Origin of the sequence: Psychrobacillus sp. FSL H8-0484, from assembly GCF_038005325.1 — a bacterium.
GTDB lineage: Bacteria > Bacillota > Bacilli > Bacillales_A > Planococcaceae > Psychrobacillus.
In genome coordinates, this window is the sequence record NZ_JBBOSZ010000001.1 from 2182628 (window position 1) to 2201749 (window position 19122).

At 36.9% G+C, this 19122-nt stretch carries 20 protein-coding genes and 1 pseudogene; 1 reads left to right on the forward strand and 20 read right to left on the reverse strand.

Going from position 1 to position 19122, the window contains the following annotated elements; all coding sequences use genetic code 11:
* Position 1 precedes the first annotated feature (1 nt).
* From MHH81_RS10530 to MHH81_RS10540, 3 genes are all read right to left on the reverse strand, one after another.
* Positions 2 to 1684 (reverse strand): glycoside hydrolase family 13 protein, encoded by a 1683-nt coding sequence (locus MHH81_RS10530; RefSeq protein WP_340920874.1) that lies wholly within the window; start codon positions 1682 to 1684, stop codon positions 2 to 4.
* A gap of 735 nt (positions 1685 to 2419) precedes the next feature.
* A complete protein-coding gene (locus tag MHH81_RS10535; RefSeq protein ID WP_340920876.1) occupies positions 2420 to 2962 on the reverse strand; it encodes a GrpB family protein in 543 nt (180 codons plus the stop codon).
* Positions 2963 to 2982: 20 nt separating this feature from the next.
* The gene (locus MHH81_RS10540) at positions 2983 to 3879 is read right to left on the reverse strand and encodes a S16 family serine protease (protein WP_340920878.1); all 897 of its coding nucleotides are present in this window, start codon (positions 3877 to 3879) and stop codon (positions 2983 to 2985) included.
* A 148-nt stretch (positions 3880 to 4027) separates the two neighbouring features.
* Between MHH81_RS10540 and MHH81_RS10545 the strand changes: the two genes are divergently transcribed.
* On the forward strand, positions 4028 to 4462 hold the full coding sequence (locus MHH81_RS10545) for a GNAT family N-acetyltransferase (protein ID WP_340920880.1): 435 nt from the start codon (positions 4028 to 4030) through the stop codon (positions 4460 to 4462).
* A 68-nt stretch (positions 4463 to 4530) separates the two neighbouring features.
* On the opposite strand, the gene MHH81_RS10550 is transcribed toward MHH81_RS10545, so the two are convergent.
* The 17 genes and pseudogenes from MHH81_RS10550 to MHH81_RS10630 form a co-directional block, all read right to left on the reverse strand.
* Positions 4531 to 5097 (reverse strand): cysteine hydrolase family protein, encoded by a 567-nt coding sequence (locus MHH81_RS10550; RefSeq protein WP_340920882.1) that lies wholly within the window; start codon positions 5095 to 5097, stop codon positions 4531 to 4533.
* 134 nt (positions 5098 to 5231) lie between these two features.
* A complete protein-coding gene (locus MHH81_RS10555) occupies positions 5232 to 5699 on the reverse strand; it encodes a GNAT family N-acetyltransferase (RefSeq protein WP_340920884.1) in 468 nt (155 codons plus the stop codon).
* Between the two features lie 243 nt (positions 5700 to 5942).
* Positions 5943 to 6479 carry a DinB family protein gene (locus tag MHH81_RS10560; protein ID WP_340920886.1) on the reverse strand — a complete coding sequence of 179 codons (537 nt, stop codon included), beginning with the start codon at positions 6477 to 6479 and terminating at the stop codon, positions 5943 to 5945.
* An 85-nt stretch (positions 6480 to 6564) separates the two neighbouring features.
* Positions 6565 to 7307, reverse strand: a pseudogene (locus MHH81_RS10565) (class I SAM-dependent methyltransferase).
* A complete protein-coding gene (locus MHH81_RS10570) occupies positions 7255 to 7602 on the reverse strand; it encodes a hypothetical protein (protein ID WP_340920888.1) in 348 nt (115 codons plus the stop codon). The pseudogene MHH81_RS10565 and the gene MHH81_RS10570 overlap by 53 nt, the downstream one beginning before the upstream one ends.
* A gap of 58 nt (positions 7603 to 7660) precedes the next feature.
* Positions 7661 to 8089, reverse strand: coding sequence for a hypothetical protein (locus MHH81_RS10575; RefSeq protein ID WP_340920890.1), 429 nt, complete (start codon positions 8087 to 8089; stop codon positions 7661 to 7663).
* Between the two features lie 342 nt (positions 8090 to 8431).
* Positions 8432 to 9415 (reverse strand): 3,4-dihydroxyphenylacetate 2,3-dioxygenase, encoded by a 984-nt coding sequence (gene hpaD, locus MHH81_RS10580; RefSeq protein WP_340920892.1) that lies wholly within the window; start codon positions 9413 to 9415, stop codon positions 8432 to 8434.
* 10 nt (positions 9416 to 9425) lie between these two features.
* Positions 9426 to 10946: a 5-carboxymethyl-2-hydroxymuconate semialdehyde dehydrogenase gene (hpaE, locus tag MHH81_RS10585; protein WP_340920894.1), complete on the reverse strand. Its 1521-nt coding sequence runs from the start codon at positions 10944 to 10946 to the stop codon at positions 9426 to 9428.
* 20 nt (positions 10947 to 10966) lie between these two features.
* Complete coding sequence (hpaI, locus tag MHH81_RS10590) at positions 10967 to 11893, reverse strand: 2,4-dihydroxyhept-2-ene-1,7-dioic acid aldolase (protein ID WP_340920896.1); 927 nt, start codon at positions 11891 to 11893, stop codon at positions 10967 to 10969.
* Between the two features lie 6 nt (positions 11894 to 11899).
* Positions 11900 to 12394 carry a flavin reductase family protein gene (locus MHH81_RS10595; RefSeq protein ID WP_340925218.1) on the reverse strand — a complete coding sequence of 165 codons (495 nt, stop codon included), beginning with the start codon at positions 12392 to 12394 and terminating at the stop codon, positions 11900 to 11902.
* Positions 12395 to 12436: 42 nt separating this feature from the next.
* Positions 12437 to 13918, reverse strand: a complete 1482-nt coding sequence (gene hpaB / locus MHH81_RS10600; RefSeq protein WP_340920898.1) for a 4-hydroxyphenylacetate 3-monooxygenase, oxygenase component — start codon at positions 13916 to 13918, stop codon at positions 12437 to 12439.
* 118 nt (positions 13919 to 14036) lie between these two features.
* A complete protein-coding gene (locus tag MHH81_RS10605; RefSeq protein WP_340920900.1) occupies positions 14037 to 14423 on the reverse strand; it encodes a 5-carboxymethyl-2-hydroxymuconate Delta-isomerase in 387 nt (128 codons plus the stop codon).
* Between the two features lie 20 nt (positions 14424 to 14443).
* Positions 14444 to 15202: a fumarylacetoacetate hydrolase family protein gene (locus tag MHH81_RS10610; RefSeq protein ID WP_340920902.1), complete on the reverse strand. Its 759-nt coding sequence runs from the start codon at positions 15200 to 15202 to the stop codon at positions 14444 to 14446.
* Positions 15199 to 15990: a fumarylacetoacetate hydrolase family protein gene (locus MHH81_RS10615; RefSeq protein WP_340920904.1), complete on the reverse strand. Its 792-nt coding sequence runs from the start codon at positions 15988 to 15990 to the stop codon at positions 15199 to 15201. Before MHH81_RS10615 ends, MHH81_RS10610 begins: the two co-directional genes overlap by 4 nt.
* A gap of 217 nt (positions 15991 to 16207) precedes the next feature.
* Entirely contained in the window at positions 16208 to 17005 is a 798-nt protein-coding gene (locus MHH81_RS10620) for an ABC transporter ATP-binding protein (RefSeq protein ID WP_340920906.1), read from the reverse strand.
* Positions 16983 to 18032, reverse strand: a complete 1050-nt coding sequence (locus MHH81_RS10625) for an ABC transporter permease (RefSeq protein WP_340920908.1) — start codon at positions 18030 to 18032, stop codon at positions 16983 to 16985. The genes MHH81_RS10620 and MHH81_RS10625 overlap by 23 nt, the downstream gene beginning before the upstream one ends.
* 17 nt (positions 18033 to 18049) lie before the next feature.
* Positions 18050 to 19024, reverse strand: a complete 975-nt coding sequence (locus MHH81_RS10630) for an ABC transporter substrate-binding protein (protein WP_340920910.1) — start codon at positions 19022 to 19024, stop codon at positions 18050 to 18052.
* Positions 19025 to 19122: the final 98 nt, after the last annotated feature.

Below are 19122 nucleotides of genomic sequence, written 5' to 3' on the forward strand. Positions count from 1 at the left end.
TTTATTTTCCCCTTTCAAAAGCGAGTACAAAAGCTTCATAAGGACGTACTTCTATGATATCTCCATTAATATTTGGAGTTTCATAGTTAGCTATTATGATCTTTCCGTTACTGTTTTGTACGCCACATAGTTCACACTCTAATTGTTCCTTATGCGCGGAAAAATTTGTTACGATAATCCATTCTTCTTCCTCTGATTGTCTTTTATATACAAAGAGGTGCGGATGATCAGGAATTAACAATTGGAAGCTCCCGTTTGTAAGAATGTCAGACTCTTTTCGTAAATGAATAAGTTTTTGATACGTATAAAAAATCGATGAGTGATCTGCAAGAGCTTGTTCTGCATTAATGTTAGACGTATTAGGGTTCATCTGAATCCAAGGTGTCCCTGCAGTGAACCCACCATCAGATGACCATTGCATAGGAGTTCGAGCGTTATCTCGCCCTTTCGCATAAATACTCGCCATTATCTCTACATGCGCAATACCCTTTTGACGTTTCTCTTTGTACATATTAAGTGTTTCGATATCTCGATAGTCATCAATAGTATCAAACTTCACATTCGTCATGCCTAGCTCTTCACCTTGATAAATATATGGAGTACCTTGGAGCATATGAAGGCAAATTGCCAACATTTTTGCGGATACTTCACGATATTTGTCATCATCACCAAAACGTGAAACAATGCGTGGCTGATCATGGTTATTCCAATAAAGGCTGTTCCATCCCACCTGATGAAGAGCGTGCTGCCACTTCTCTAAATTGCGTTTTAATGCAACCAAATTTAACGGCTGAATATCCCATTTTTCATACGGTCCACTGTCTAAGTTCATATGCTCAAATGTGAAGATCATATTTACTTCTTGATTTATTGGATCAGTATAGATTTGGGCATCCTCGGTCGAAGCTCCTGGCATTTCCCCCACTGTTATTACGTCATACTTGCTCAAAACTTTTTCATTCATCTCACGTAGATAAGTATGGATTTTCGGCCCATTTATAAAATATGGACTCCCATCTCCAAACATTTGCTCTGGATGAATCATTCCATCTGGCAATTGTTCATTTTTTGAAATAAAGTTGATGACATCCATTCGGAAACCACCAATTCCTTTATCCAACCAAAACTTCATCGTATCAAAAATTTCGTGTCGAAGAGGTTCGTGTTCCCAGTTCAAATCTGGCTGCTTTTTTGAAAATAAATGCAAATAGTACGAATTAGTGGTGTTATCTTTTTCCCAAGCAGAGCCAGAAAATATAGAACTCCAATTATTTGGAGGGTTTTCCTCCTCACCTTCTCGCCAAATATAATAATCACGGTATGTCGAATCCTTAGAAGATCGTGATTCAACAAACCAAGTATGTTCGTCCGAAGTGTGATTAACTACAAGATCCATTACAATTCGAATCCCTCGCTGTTTCGCTTCATCTATCAATTGCTCAAAATCTTCCATCGTACCAAACTCTTTCATAATAGCCATGTAATTTCGAATGTCATAGCCGTTATCGTCATTTGGAGAATCATAGATTGGGCTTAACCAAATGACATCCACACCTAGTTTCTCTATATAATCCAGTTTTGAAATAATGCCTTGTAAATCCCCAATACCATCGCCGCTTGCATCCATAAAACTTCGAGGATAAACCTGATATACCACACTTCGTTTCCACCAAGGTTCCACCATTTTATTCCAACACCACCCTGTTTATCTATTATGTTTTTAATTACAGTTATAAACTACTCATAAACAAAATAACTCCTCAAACTACATTCCACTGATACAATCAGTTACTACACTATTTCCTGGTCTAATTCCCCATTTAATAATAACTTCGATGTACTTGCAAAAATACCTTCTTTACCTGAAAAAGAATAAGCTCTTGATAGAGAGGGGGTTTTTATTTAGGAAAGAATTCCAAAGGCTCTTTACAATTCAAGTATCCATTCCTTCTATATAAATCGATGCTATCATCACTTGGCCATACAATGATAAATTCATATTTTCTATTTTTCGACCATTCGTTTATGGTTGTGATTAATTTACTACCTATACCAAGACTATTGTGATAACACACTAACACTCTATGTATAGGTGCTTTTATTAAAACTACTATTTTTTGTAGGCAATTGATTGTAGTGAAAGACGGCGACTCCAGCGGGAATAGCATGAGCGGAGGGCCCCGCAGGAGCGAAAGCGACGAGGAGACTGAAGCCATGCCCGCGGAAAGCGTCCGTCTGGAACGGAAATCAATACATTGGAAAGGGACCATCTCTCAGTCAATGTATTACTTTAGGGACAGCCGCATTATTCGATAATCGTGTGGTAGACCAAAAACGTACAAGTGCAAAATGGGATCCTTGCGCATTTCTTTCGAAATTTTAATGGTGGAAATTGGATAATACAACCGTGATATTTTGCTTAATTAGCTAGCTCTAAAATTCCCCTTATAAATTCCCCTTTTGCTTCCATATATTCCGAGCGAGATGTAGATTTTTTTGCTAAAGAGATTTTCAAATGTTCATATGAACTTGCTACTTCTGGGTGTTCTCTTAAGTAATTGCGGAAAGTAAGATGTCTATGCAATTCCGCACTATCCTTTGTACATACGTATAAATGATGCTCTATCCAATGTGTTTGATCGCCCCCCCACGGAACAAATTCATCCTTTCGGGCAAAGGCTTCTCTTCCCTCGATTCCTAAATTCCCTTCGTATAAATACCCTAAATCTTGTAGTTTAAGACTAACTTTTTCAAAATCATCATTAGCATTTATGACCAAATCTAAATCGATAATAGGCTTAGCAGCTAAACCTTTTACTGAGGTACTCCCAACGTGTTCGATGCACTTTACTAACTCACCAAGCGAATTCGATAACACTTGTTGAAGTAAAAGAAATTCAAATTCCCATTGTTCATCATATGGTACAATTCTTATTCCAGTTGGCCGTTCTCCCACGTTCATTCTCATTTCCTCCATACATATTATTTACTATGTTCCTCGTTTAACTTCTTAATTAAAACAACAGCTTGATCAATATGGTTGACATCAAATATTTCAATGTTAAGATTTCGTGATGCTTTTATTTCCCTAGCTTCAGCAGCATTTTCAATAGGAATAATCATGAATGGGTAACCATTTTCCTCCGCTATCAGTACCTTTTCTCTTATCATCCCTATGCGTAACACATCACCTGTTTCACTAAGTGCACCCGTCACACCAAAGGATAACTTATTTGAGAGCTCCCCTTGTGCAATTAGAACTGTCAATGCTAATCCTAATCCCACACTATCTCCTGAAATATCTTCTCTATTTAAAAACGCTTCAATACTGGAAGTTTCACCTTCAAGATAACGATTTACATTGCGCTTCATAAGAGTAAAATGATCTTTATTAATCCTTAACAATCGAAGAATTTCAGCATTTTTACTTTGATATCGGGCTTTATTGTTTATTTTATGCAAGCTAATAAAATCGTTTTCTTGTTCTAAACTTTTAACAATTACTTCTCGATCTTCTATGTAACCAATATCTTCCGTTCTAACAACCATTAAGTGTATTCCCGAATTGTCAATGACTTCTATAGAATCCGCATAAAAACTTGCTGTAAATGTATGACCCTCATATTCTAAAAGTAGAAATTCAAAGAATAATAGTATTGCTACTATGATTGTGGAAATACTCATTATCTCTATCTTTGCTTGATCTTTTCGAAAAATAATCAAGCATATTAACTGGATAGTTAATACAACTAATAAAACTCCAACCAGTACAAAAGCATTGATCAAATCCTGATAATATATAAACCACAAAACTAGATATAATAAGAGGGTCACAATACCTGTCGCTATATAAGTAGCAATTTTTTGTTTATCAAACACATATAATCCTCCTTCTATATTTAGAATTTATTCATTTGAATTTCCTTCATTAATATCGTAATTTTTGTTGTATTTACAACAAAAATAATTTACCTTAAACTAATAAAAGGACTGGTATATTAAATAAATCTAGAACGGATGAAGATAATTGAAATCAATTAGAATAACACGAGAAGACGATCTAAAAAAAGCTTTTTATATCAGAGAAGAAGTATTTGTAAAGGAACAAGAGGTACCGTTAGAATATGAATTTGACGAATTCGACAAACTTAATGGAATATGTGAACACGTTTTAGTCTATTCCGAGGAACAACCTGCCGGAACTGGAAGATTAAGAGTAGTTGATGGTATAGGTAAATTGGAGAGAATTTGTATCTTAGTTCCTTACCGAAAATTGGGGCTTGGAAAAATAATCATTAACGCATTAGAAGAAATAGCGACAGAAAAAGAAATAGGTAAAGTTAAATTACATGCTCAAACACATGCAGAAGGTTTTTATGAAAAACTTGGTTATCAGACTTCATCTGATGTATTTATGGAAGATGGTATTCCGCATATTTTAATGGTAAAAGAATTATCATAGGCATTTGAACCATAGTTATCTCCTTCTCAAGAGAAAGGAGATAACTATGGTTCTTTTATTTTATTCCTTCATTCTTCTTCACGGTAACTGTTATGAGTTGGTTGAAACAGATCTTCCTGAGCATTTCTAACAACCGAAAAATGATCGACATTGTAATGCCCATGAAGTATTTTATTATGATGAGTGATTATCTGTTCGGCAGATAAGGTTGGAGAGTCAGTCGTTGAATGCCCATCTGATACTAAAGTGACATCAAAATCATTGATGGTGGCAGTTCTAACCGCTGTGTCGATGCAATACTCTGTTTTACACCCCATTATTACAAGATGTTCGATCTCATTTTCCTTTAAAACGCTCATCAATGGCGTTCCATAAAAGGAATTTGTTGCTTTTTTATCATATACTTTTGACATGGAAGGTACTTTAATATCTTCGTGTATTTGAAACCCTTTTCCTGTCCCTTCAGCGACATCCACATCTCTTATAAAAACGATTAAAGCATCTGATTCTAATGCTTTATTAATAACCAAATTAATATTATCCACTAATTTTTCTTTATTTAAAACACTTTTTTCATTTTGATTTCCATCAATTAATTCCTGTTGAGCATCAATAACTAGCAAAGCTTGTTTCACTATAAAAACTCCTTTTCAATTTAATTTAAAACTCATTTCTCAAGTTGCATCCCCTTTTAATAACTATTTCGATGTCCTTTCAAAAATACCTTCTTTAACCTAAAAAGAAAAACCTCTTGATAGAGCATATATATTTATATAGGAAAGTATTCCATAGGCTCTTTACAATGTATGTATCCATTCCTTCTATAGAAATCGATGCTATCATCACTTGGCCATACAATGATAAATTCATATTTTCTATTTTTCGACCATTCGTTTATGGTTGTGATTAATTTACTTCCTATACCAAGATTCCTGTAATCCTTCACTGTAAAGACATTTGTCATAAATGCAAAAGGGTAAGTTACTCTGCCAGGACGTGGCACCTTTTGTATTAATTCTATGTAGATATGAGATACAATTTTTGATTCTTTCTCTGCAACCCAAATAAACCAAGTTTCACTCGCAATCGCATTTTCTAAAAAGGAACGGCACTCGATTTTAAATACTTCCAAATCGCTCTCCTCAAAAGTTTTCGTTTCATTATGCTCAACAGTGAAATCCCATCTCATTTGAATCAATTGATCGATATCTTTCCTTTCAGCTAGCCTAATCTGCACTATTTCTTCCTCCTTTCACTCACATTATGTAAATTAGAATTATGAAATTGTTTTATCTGAGTATCAATAGTAAGAAGAAAGGCAAAATGACTATCTTTATCCATGTAAAGATCCTCCTAACTATCCTCTTCTAATTATTCTATTTAGAGTAAGTATATCCCTGCATTTCTATTTAATTTCTACCATCTTGATAATAAAAGAGCGTCTCCAGCTATTGCAGAGACGCTCTTTTTATATTGTATATTAGCTACTTGGGTACGCTTCGGACAAAATATATCTGTCTCTTATAATGGTGCGATGATGAATTTCATGACCGGCAATAATCGCTATGAGTGCACGGACAGTTACTTCATAATTGTTTGCTATCCCTCGACGAAGCCAATCTTCGCTTGTTAGACTCTTAATCAAATGAATAGTTGATTGACGGACAGCAGACAAATTTTGAAGCAATTCCTCTACTGACTGTTTATCAAATTCTGCATTTTGAACATATGCAACATCGTCGTAACCAGGAAGAGCAATTGTCTCACCACGAGCTATGGATAGGAGTCTATAACCCATGATTCGCTCTGTATCTGCCAAATGACCAATCACTTCTTTTATGTCCCATTTACCAGGAGCATAACGGAAATGGGCTTGATGTTCTGTAATGTCCTGAAGTAAGGAAATTGTCTCTTCCATTTGTTTTTCTAAAATTATCATTATATCCCCATCAGGTACCAACTCTACATAAGTAGAATAATATGGAGCGTACTCATTTTTATCCAGTAGTTTGTGCATATATTTTCCCCCATCTTATAACTTTAAAGTCTATTTCTTTATTTTACATGTTCCGTATTTCTCCTTACATAGGCCTTTTTACAGTTTATTTTGAACACTCTAATACATGAAATGAACTTCCTTCTCCATATCCATTCTTAACTTCGTGAAGCACAATTTTATGAAATCCATTCGACTCGAGAATATTTTCAAATTCACCTAGTTCATAAAGTCGAATGGGAAAATCCATTATTTCTGTTTTTTCTATATGCTTTCCTTTCATCAATTGATATTTTAATTTCATATTTAGTAACTTGCTTTCCTCGTCATAAAGGGCTTTCTTGTGTTCAACGATCACATAGTTATCAAAATGCTGCTTATTCGTTTCAATCCATTTCGGAATTTCTTCAACTTGTCTTTTTTCGTCATGATTGTTAAAAGTAATTTCCCATCTTCTTTTAAAATCGTTTTCATGTTTAAAAGACTATTTTTTGCTAAACTATCAGATAAAAGTGAAAAAGATCCAAACGGTATTATAATTAAATCATACTTTTTTGTATCTCTAAATTCTTCTATTTTTCCATAAGATACATTTGGTTTAAGATTTAACCTATTTCCTTTGTCCATACATACTTGCAGCATTTCTTCTGACATATCAAACCCTTCAATATCGATTCCATGTTGCATAAAAGGAATCAACATTCTTCCGTTTCCACACATTGGTTCTAATGCTTTCATGTTTTTGTCCTTAACAAAGGAGAGATAAAACTCAAGTTCTTTCCCCTTTGCGATAGATTTATCCTTCTCGTAAATCTGTGAACAAAGTTCCCCATAAAAAGTTTTGCCCAAATGATGAATAAGACCAAATGGGAATAGTAGCGATATAAAGAGTTGGAGTCCCAATTGCTAACAATTTCACCCAATCGAATGTCCATTTTTTCTGGTGCTGAATGTCTTTGATCAATCCAGGAAACTTTAATAACATCCCCATGAGGATTGGAAAGATGAGATTGAATATAAATATTCCTTTATAATCAAACGTTGACTCTGCGATGGCCTTTAAACTCAAATAATATCTGCTACCTAAATAACAGATAAAAACAATAACTAAAACCCAGGAAAAATAATAGATAAAACGTTTCAATAAAATCCCTCCCACACTGTTGAAACTTCTCTTTGGAGTCAATCATCATAGTACTTATTTAATGGAGGGATAGAGATCTTTTAAAAAATCTAGTCCTCCAAATAATGAAAATATGATAATACAAAAGCGATGCAAGTATTCCTAATACTAAAAAGCTAAAAGTATCTGCATTTAATGGAAGTGGCCCTCCTAAATTGAAATACAATATAACGATGGCAGTAATTTTTCCTGCAATAATATAACCAATTAAAGCATGTAAATACTTAGTACATAAAGTATCAATAATAAACGAGCATATAAATCCAGCAATGATAAAGACAGGCCCTGAGAATATGCAAAAGATGATAAAATAAGCTGGCAACGAAAAACCAAAAGTGTTAGATTCTCCATTTAAGAATGGTACAACTGTAAATACAGCTAGTGAAAAGCTGAATATGACAGTTGCTATTATTCCTATTAAAATACGTTTGACTACCTCGACGCGCATCCTTAATACCACCTTTTGTTAGAAGAGAAATAGTATGTAAGCGACCAAAATTGTATTTTCAATATAATCATTTTCTATTTTTGAGAATAAGTCCTATATTTATTATATTCTTTTCCTTATCAATAAAACCCTTTATCAAAGCAGTAATCGTTTTATACATTAACCTTAGGAGTGATTAAATTTTATTCGGATAAGCAACGTCTTGGCTCGGATGTCGAGAGGCTTTGCTTGGATAAAAGCTTTCACTCACCTAAAACATGTTCTTCAAATATATGTTCTTGCCAATACAAAACCACCTATGAAAATGTGATAGCAAACATTTTCATAGGTGGGTTATGGTATTTATACAATAATCTTTGGTTTTCTTTGTTCCAAAATCGGTTCTTTACTATCAATTTCTTCGCATGTTTCAATATCAATGAACGTACTTGTTTCATTAAACCATCGATCTGGTGCTTGGTGTCCCCAGAATGTTTGGCGTAGTGGGTCATTTAGATCCCAACGTTTTGGTTTTAGGTCTGGATCACTTGTTAAATAATCACCTGTGTACAGTTCTATGCGATGCCCATCTGGGTCTCTCAAATAGAGGAAGAAAGCGTTAGATAATCCATGTCGACCTGGTCCACGTTCAATAGAATATGCATATCCCATACTCGCTAAAACGTCACAGCAATCGAGTACGCTTAGTCGATCTGCTAATGTGTATGCAAAATGATGTAGCTTTGGCCCAGGACCACTCATAAAGGCTTGGTCATGAACAGTTGGTTTTCGATAAAGCCATGCTGCCCATAAGTCCCCGTCCTCTGTATCCGTATACTCGGAACACGAGAATCCTAGTTGGTTTACAAAGAAATCATAGGCTTTTTGAACATCGGGTACTGCACAGTTTGCATGATCAATGCGCTGTATTTTCGCTCCATGATATAGGTCGTATCGCTGCAGCATCCGGTCAACAGTGATCATTTCCGCAAAAAATTCCAATGGAATGCCAGAGATATCATGGACTCGAAGGGTTCTTCCCATTGCATGTTGCTCACCTTTCGCCATCCACTTTGTTTTTAGACCCATGGAGATAAATAGCTCTTCAATTTCATCGAGGTCCTGTTCTTTTTCCACTTTATAACTAAGTACTTCTACAACGGCTTTTTCTGCTTTTTTCAATAATAAACTATGATGCGAATGTTCTTCTAAACCTCGTAAATAGATATGATTGTCATCCCTTTCTGTTTCAATCATGCCTAAGCCATCCACATAAAATTTACGGGACAGCTCCAAATCCAATACATGAAGAACAGTTCGCGCGAATCGAATGATTGAAAAATTCACCGTGTTCACCTTACCTTCCACTATTTTTCCCGAACTGCTGTATGTGATGGTCAGCAATTGAAACATGAATAATTTTCTGTTCCGTATAAAAATCAAAGCCGTAATGTCCACCTTCACGTCCGATTCCAGAGGACTTTGAACCTCCAAAAGGAGTTCTTAAATCACGAACGTTTTGGGCATTTACCCAAAGCATCCCAGCATCTACTTTATGCGCCACGCGGTGACCTCGTTTAATATCGTTCGTCCATACATAACCCGCAAGTCCATATTTAATATCATTTGCCAACTTAATGACTTCTTCTTCATCTTTAAATGTCATGACAGTCAGAATAGGACCGAAGATTTCCTCTTGGGAAACGCGCATATTATTTTTTGCATTTAGAATAAGCGTAGGTGCGACAAAGTTCCCTTTAGCGAGTTCATGTGGGATGTCTCCTGTAATGACTTCAGTGCCTTCTTCTTTTGCAATTTCTAAGTAACCTTTCACCTTACCATAATGCTCTTTATCAATTAATGGCCCCACTTCTGTACTTACGTCTAGTGGATCACCAACTTTAATATTTGCAACTCGAATCCTTAAAGCATCAATAAATCTATCTTTGATTCCTTCTTGTAAAAACAAGCGTGAGTTCGCAGTACATCTTTCCCCATTAAAAGAATAGATTCCCCAGACACAAGCGTCTAAAGCGCGATCGAAATCAGCATCTTCAAATACAATAATAGGAGATTTTCCACCAAGTTCCATGGAGCAACTTTTCAATGTATCTGCACTATTTTTTATAATTGTTGAACCCGTAGTCGTTTCCCCAGTAAAAGAAATAAGTTGGACATCAGGATGTTTTACTAGTGCATCACCCGCTATTTCTCCTCGACCATGAACAACGTTAAAAACACCCTTTGGAAGGTCTGCTTTATGAATCACTTCTGCCAATAAATTAGCCGAAAGAGGAGAAAGTTCTGCTGGCTTTAAGACAACAGTATTACCAGTAGCAAGTGCTGGCGCAATTTTCCATGTTTCTAACATGAATGGAGCATTCCACGGTGTGATTAATCCAGCCACTCCTACAGGTGCATGAATTGTGTAGTTGATAAATTCATCATCCACTTGATAGGCATCACCAACCAAACGATTTTCTACCATACGAGCATAAAATCGGAAGTTTTCAGAAGCACGACTTACCATCTTTCTCGTTTGACTAATGGGAAGTCCCGTATCAAGTGCTTCTAAGTAAGCGATTTTCTCTATTTCTTCATCAATCAAGTCGGCTATACGGTAAATATATTCCAATCTTTTAGTGAGCTTCATTGTTTTCCATGGACCATGATCAAAAGCTTCCCGTGCAGCTGCAACTGCTTTATTTATATCATCCGATTGTCCTTCAGAAACTTCATTAATTTGTTCATTTGTAAATGGATTCATATTTTTAAACGTCATTCCACTTAAAGCGGTAGTAAATTCTCCATTTATATACAGTGAAATATTCTTTTGTGTTTCATGTATTAAAGAAGCTAACTTCTGAGAAGATACCAAACTAATCACCTAGTTTCTTATTATAGTTTTAAAGCTGATTCCTTAGGCAAAATGGCAAGATCAATTAGTGATTTCCGAACTTCTTCTTGTATTTTTGGTGAAGGTAATCCTAAAGGTAAGCGGAGCTTCGGTGTAATTTTTCCCATCATGCCGAGTGCCACTTTAACCGGTGCAGGGTTTGTGTCTTTAAAAAGCGCGTCATTTAATGGCATTAATTCGAAATGAAGATCCTGTGATCTTGCAACTTCACCAGCTTCCCATGCATTGTATAGTTCTGCTACTTTTGCAGGCTCGACATTTGCAGTGGCACTAATGAATCCTGCTCCTCCAATTGCAAGCATTGGGTAGCAAAGTAATTCAATCCCCGAGAATAGTAAAAAATCTCTTCCACAGTTTAAAAGCACCCGATTTACGTGCTCAAAGTCTTTATTTGCTTCTTTAACACCGATTATATTTGGGCAATCTTCTACTAAGCGCTTCATCGTGCTCACTTCCATATTGACAGCTGATCGACCTGGAATATTATAAATAATGATTGGTGTTTCAACTGAATCTGCTACAGTTTTAAAGTGCTGATAGAGTGCTTCTTGATTTGGTTTATTGTAGTAAGGCACGATAACCATTGCAGCATCTGCACCTAGCTCCTCTGCATATTTCGTTAGCTCCATTGTTTCATCATGATTGGTAGACCCTGTACCTGGTGCAAAAAACACACGTCCATCTATCGTCTCTTTTGCAAGTTTCATAACTCTTTTTCTTTCATCTATTGTTAAAGAACTCGGTTCTCCACTCGTACCTGTAACTGAAATCCCATGACTGCCGCTTTCAATTTGCCAATTGATCAGCTCGATGAATACTTTTTCGTCAATTGCACCACTTTCAGTAAAAGGTGTAATTACAGGACAAATAGAACCTCTTAACTTCTTTTTAGCTTCTTCATATGCCAATAAAATCTACTCCCTCTCTAGCTCTTTTAGTTCGCGATACTTTCCTTGACTAAATAATAAAGGATCTCCTTGATTCATTTTTACTCCAGTCACTTTACCAATAAAAATGGTATGGTCTCCGACTATATATTCGCTATGCAGTTCACATGTAACAACTGCTATTGCATCTTCCAGAATTGGCAAGCTTTTAAAAGATGCGAATGTAATGTTAGATTTTGCACCTATCTGACCTGCAAATTGCTTCGATTCGTTTTGCTGGTTAGTAGATAACATATTAATAGCAAATTGCTTCGAAACTTTTATATGCTGATGCATTTTTGCATTTTCCCCGATACTAATTGCTACTAACTTTGGATTTAGAGAAACGGACATAAAAGCATTCGCAGTCATGCCATAAATTTCTTCCGTTACTTTTGTTGTAATGACCGTTACACCTGTTGAAAAACTGCCCATCGCATTTCGGAATAACCGATCATCAATCTCGTGATTTTCTTGCTGCATCATGCATCCACCTCTCTACTTTTAGGAGACATTTACTTGATTTTAGAATATGCCCGCTTCCTTTTTGGCTTTATTTAAAAAGTTTGTCACCATATCTTTATAAGGTTGCTTATCAAATCCATCATAATAAGCATTCGACATTCTCACAGGATCCCCAAAGAAATAGTATTCGTAAAGTGCTTGGCGATTTCCGAAAGCACTAATGGATATATCCCATGCTAAGCGGAATAACTGTACTTTTTCCTCACCATTTATATTTGCACCTTGTGTGTAACGATGGACTAACGGACCAACATCGGAATTGCTAAAGTCGGCTTCGGTTGGTAGTGCCATTAATCCGGAAGCCCCTAGAATTTTAATGATTTCATTCATACGCTGATACATTTTTGGGAACCAGTTACGTGCTGCATTTAATGGTTCAAAGTCAGGCGTCATATTACCATACTGATCGATTTTGGCATTATGCTCCGCTCTGAATATATGAGAGCGCATAACCTCTAAAATAACCATGATTTCACTTGCTTTTTCTTTCACATGCATGAATTGGTCGATACCAATCGCTTCCATCATGCTTATAACGACACCTAAGACAAATTCGGTTTTTACGACGTTTTTCGAAATAACCTGATGCGTCATGTGTATAACCGCATTTGTCTCGGCATACGTACGGTTGCATATATTTGTACTTTCACATACAAATACTCTTTCCCATGGAACTAATACATCTTCAAATGAAATAATTGCATCACTCTCATCAAACCTAGCTCCTAATGGGTGATCCCATTTACTTTTTCCATAGTCGAATGATTCACGAGATAAGAATTTCAAACCCGTTGTATTATTTGGAATTGCAAACGCAAATGCGAATGGATCATCTGTAGTTCCTGGTGTTCTATTTATAGTAGAAGGAAATACGACGAGTTCATCAGTAATACCACCTAATGTTGCCAGGAGACGACAACCATTCACTATAATTCCGTCTGGGGTCTTTTTTGTTATACGTGCTGATAGAAATGGATCTTTTTGCTCTGCTTGCGTTAACATTGATCGATTTACTTGAGGATGAATTAAAGTATGGGTTAAACTAATGTCGTTTTCTCGAGCATATTCATAGTAATCTGCAGCATTTTTAGCAAATTGCTCACTTCCACCGCCCTCTTGCGCAAAAAACTGGCTAGCAGTTCCGAAGGCCATAATACTTGTATTCAAGTAGTCTGGGGAACGTCCCATCATCCCACCTGAAAAAGTTGCCCATTCTGTATGCATTTCACGTCTTTTAAACAAATCTTCTTTTGTTTTAGGAGCAATAAAAGATAGCCCCACTTTTTTACCAGATGTCGGTGAGGTATATAGCATTTTTTCCGGCTTCTCATGCTGTAAATCATAAAGACCTGCAACGCTTTCAACTACATTTTTAAATGCAGGATGTGTAGTTACGTCTTCTACTTTTCCCCCATGAATCCATACTTCCGTATTCCTCTTTTTAATGCCTTCGATATATTCTTTCCCCGTTCTTGCGCCCATTCTATTCCCTCCTCTAATTGCTATTTGATATGTTAAAATAGTGTTTTCATAATTTTCAGAACTCCAAATGTATAATGATATATGAAATAATATATGATTATAGTTATAATTTCACAGTTTACTTTTTAAATCTTGTGTGAATATTATTTTGTTTATAGGTTCCAGCTTCACTAAATTCAATAAGTTCCATGGACAATGCTAAGTATCGTTTGGACATTAGCTCGGAGAAATGATCTTTCATTACTTCAAATAGCGTATGACAAACTTCTTTCTTTATTTCCTCGGAACGTCCTGCTCCAATTTTTAACACTGCATGGACGAATGCATCATCCTCGGCTCCATCCGCCACTCGATAGTCTTTTAATTCAATCGCTCTTGAGCGAAGACCTCCTATTGGAAAAATAGGGGCTCGTGCAATCAAAACTCGATGGATTTCCTCTAGTAACTTTGCAAGATTGGCTTCATCTTTAATGTTATCCGTGTACTCCACAATAAAATGCGGCAAAAAACTCCCCCCCTTTTCCACTATCGATTTGCAAAGGAATCATCTCCGATTATGGTATTTACTAAGCGACCAATTCCTTCCACTTCCGTGACAACAACATCTCCAACGGTAGTATCCACTGATCCTTTAGGAGTGCCTGTAAGAATGACATCATTTTCACTCAATGTCATAAAGCTAGTTAAATAAACAATAAGCGCTGGAATATCAAAGATCATATCCGCTGTTGTTCCTTCTTGAACCAGTTTATTATTGACATGTGTCGTCAACTTTAGATTCATTGGGTCCTCGATATCTGTTGCATCGACGATCCATGGTCCGAATGGTGTACAGGTATCACGATTTTTCACTCGAAGGTTAGGACGGTAATAATTTTCTAAATAATCTCTGATGGCATAATCATTTGCTACACTATACCCCTTAATATATTTGTATGCTTCTTCTTTTTTCACATGTCTAGCTGTTTCCCCGATAATTACAGCTAGTTCACATTCATAATGCATATAGGTGACATCTGCAGGACGACGCGTATATGCTTGATGCCCAATAAACGTATTCGGTCCTTTTAAAAAGACAAGTGGTTCCGATGGGGCATCAAAAGACAGTTCTGCTGCATGATCCGCATAGTTCAGTCCTAATGCAAACACGGTACGCGGCACAATCGGTGTTAGCCAGGTTACTTTATTCGCTTCTACTATTCGCCCATCATCTAACTTAAGTCGCCCTTCCCATTCAATCGCTTCATGAATGGCACCCCCATATGCAATCCGCGCTTTTCTCATATCTTCCCCCTCCCATTGATTTCACTTTCATCCACAATCACATTTTCTAAGCTCCCAATCCCAGCTATTTCGATGCGAACTTTATCTCCTACCTTTGCTTGTGGAGCGTCTTCAGGGACTCCTACTAGTAATACATCTCCAGGGCTTAATGTCATGAACTCTGTGACATCTGCAAGTAGGCGAGATACCGAACGGATCAAATTGGAAGTCGAATTTTCCTGCTGGAGTATACCATTGATAAAGACACGAATGGCTAAATCATCTGGATTCTCTACTTCATGACAATCTATAATCCATGGTCCGATCGGACAAAATCCATCACGTGCTTTATGTTGAACTCCTGGTCGGTAAACGCTTTCATTTGGTACGCTGACATCGTTTACGATCGTATAGCCTGCCACGTAATTTAGTGCATTCTTTTCATCGACTGCAACTGCTAGCTTCCCTATTACTAATCCAAGTGCTGCGCCAATCTCCAATTTCTCTATCCCTGGTGGCATGGGGATTGCTGCACCATAATGCTTAAAGGTATTTGCTGGTTTAATATAAAGAATAGGAGCGAGTGGCGGCGAACCATATGGTTTGTCATTTACAGCATCTCCTAATTTTTCAAGAGCCCCCTTATAGTTCAGTAACGTCCCATAAACTGTACCTATAATCGGGTTGTCGAACTGTATTTCATTAACACTCAACACCCTATTCCCTAAAACAACTGTATTAGTTCCTGCATGCACATCCACTAATGCTAAATTCCGTTCCCCTAACACTTTGATCCTCGCCCTGGTCATACGTTTCACTCCTTCAGCTGCCAGGCTAATTTTCAATAGCGAAACAACTATATTTCCTAAGAAATACTAAGTACGATACAAAAAAGGGCACCCTTCTTCTAGGATGAAGTTTTCAAACCACAAACTATTAAAAGAGGTACCCCTACATTTCAGAAACTATATTCTCAAAATACCCTTATTTAGTTGTCCATTATTTAACACAAACTGAAACAAATTACTATATGGATAACAATGCTTTATCACTTGTTAATTTCTCGCCACGAATCCGTTGGAATTCATCCATCAGTTTGGGAATGGTTAATTTTTTCTTTTCTTCTGCTTCTATTTCTAAAATGATTTGACCTTTATCCATCATAATAAGCCTGTTCCCTAAGTCTAGCGCTTGTTGCATATTATGAGTAATCATAAGAGTCGTTAGCTGGTCCTTTTCCACAAGCTGCTTCGTTAAATTCGTAATCAATTCTGCTCGCGATGGGTCTAGTGCGGCAGTATGTTCATCCAAAAGTAAAATAGACGGTTGTGTAAAGGTAGCCATCAATAGAGAAAGTGCTTGCCTCTCCCCACCAGAAAGCATTCCTACTTTTGCATTCAATCGATTTTCCAGGTTTAAATGAAGCGCTTCAAGTGATGCACGGAAAAATTCACGACGTTTCTTGTCAACGCCCTTTTTTAATGTGCGTTTTTTGTTTCGTGAATAAGCCATTGCCAAGTTTTCCTCAATCGTCATCGAAGGAGCGGTCCCTGCCATTGGATCTTGAAATACCCTCCCAATCATCTGGGAACGCTTATATTCCGGCATTTTTGTAACGTCTTTATTAGCAATTTCAATTACACCAAAATCAGGAGAAAGAGCGCCAGAAATCATATTCAACATAGTTGATTTTCCAGCACCGTTGCTTCCAATCACAGTCATAAAATCACCAGGATTTAACTGCAGATTGATTTGATCCAATGCAATTTTTTCATCAGGTGTTGCTTCATTAAACAATTTATTAATCTGACTGAGCTTTAGCAACGGCATTCCCCTCCTTCATTAGCAAATGTTTTTCCTCGACTAATCTTTCCGCATGGCGTTTAGCTTTCCTATTTTTTTCCCGCTTCTTTTCAAAGAACTGGGGCAAGATAAGCGCGCAAATGACAATGACAGCGGTAATTAGTTTCATATCTCCCGTATCAAGAAAGTCCACTCTAAGGGCGAGGCCAAGTACAATTCTGTAAATAATGGCTCCAGCAATTACAGCAAATGTTGTTCGGACAATCGTTTTCGTACCAAATATCGCTTCACCAATAATGACAGAAGCCAGTCCGATAATAATCATCCCAATTCCCATTCCGATGTCCGCAAACTTTGCATACTGAGCGATCAGGGCTCCAGAAAAAGCAACAAGTGCATTTGAGAAGCCAAGACCAAGAATCACAAGCGTGTCTGTATTAGCAGATAGGCTTCGAATCATTTTCTTATTATCGCCAGTAGCTCTTATCGCAAGACCTACTTCGGTTTTCAAAAACCAATCAACGACAAGTTTAATAATCAAAACAATAATAGTCATGATGAATAAAGTACCCCAAGTTGAAGGTAAGTACTGAAAACCCAGCATGCTTAAAAAATTCGTAATGGCCTTGTCGATACCTAAATTACCCCAAACGGTTTGGAACTGAATAAATATTGTTTCAGCATTTAATAAAGGTATATTTGGACGACCAATGGAATTCGGAGAGGTGAGTCCCATTATGCGTAAATTTATGGAATATAGCGCGATCATCATTAATATCCCAGATAGAAGTGCATTAATTTTCCCTTTTGTATGTAGGAGACCGGTAACACATCCAGCAAGAAAGCCAATAACTATGGCTACTGCTGTAGCTACTGCCGGATGATATCCGAAGATAATCATCGTGGCAGCAGTTCCAGCTCCAGTTACAAAACTTCCGTCTACTGTTAAATCCGGAAAATCTAGCACTCGGAATGAAATATACACGCCAAGTGCCATAATTGCATAGATGATTCCTTGCTCCACAGAGCCAAATACTGCTGAAAACATGTAGAACCACCTCCTAATTACTCGCTAAATTCAGCTTTCCATTCGTCTTTGATGTCGAGTCCTATTGTGGATGCTGTGTTTTTATTCATGATCAATTTTAATTTTTGTGGAATTTGAACAGGTAAATCAGCTGGTTTACTTTCACCTTTTAAGATTTTAACTGCCATTTGTCCAGCTTCGTAACCAATATCAAAATACTCAAATCCGTATGCTGCTAAGCCACCTCGTTTAACAGAGTCAAATTCGCCTACCATCATTGGAATTTTATTTTCGTTTGCGACTGAAATAACAGATTCAAGTGCGGAAACAACCGTGTTATCTGTAATGATGTACATAGAATCAACTTTACCTAGCAATGATTCAGTCGCTTGTTTTACATCTGCAGAAGTAGCAACAGACGCTTCCACAACAGTCATATCCATCTCTTTCAACATTTCTTTTACTGCATCTACTTGAGCTCGTGAATTTTGCTCTCCAGAGTTAAATACCATTCCAACATTTTTTGCTCCTAATTCATCTTTCAGGAACGTCATTGTATTAGAAATTGCATCTGGATGTGCATCAATTGTACCTGTTACATTGCCTCCTGGTTTTTCCATTGAGTCAACCAGTTCCGCTCCAACTGCATCTGTTACGGAAGTGAAAACGATTGGAATTTCTGATGTAGCGCTAGCTGCTGCCTGAGCACTAGGAGTTGAGTTGGCAAATATTAGATCCACATTTTCACTCACAAGATTTGTCGCAATTGTCGTATTGGCACTGTTATCCCCTTGTGCAATTTGAACATCATATTCTGCATCAATTCCTGCGTCCTCTAAAGCCTTTTTAAAGCCGTCGTATGCTGCATTGAGTGATGGGTGCTCTACTATTTGGGTTACACCTATTTTATATTTTTTCGAGGATGCTTCCTTATCTCCTCCATCACCACATGCTGCAAGTACTAATGTTGTACTGAAAATTACAGCCAACATTTTTTTCCATCTGTTCTTCATTTCATTTCCCCCTCTTTAAGCTGTTTTATTTAGTAGTTATTTGAACCCAATGCGCCGATACATTTACTACTAACTTAATAAAGACCAGTTCAAATCAT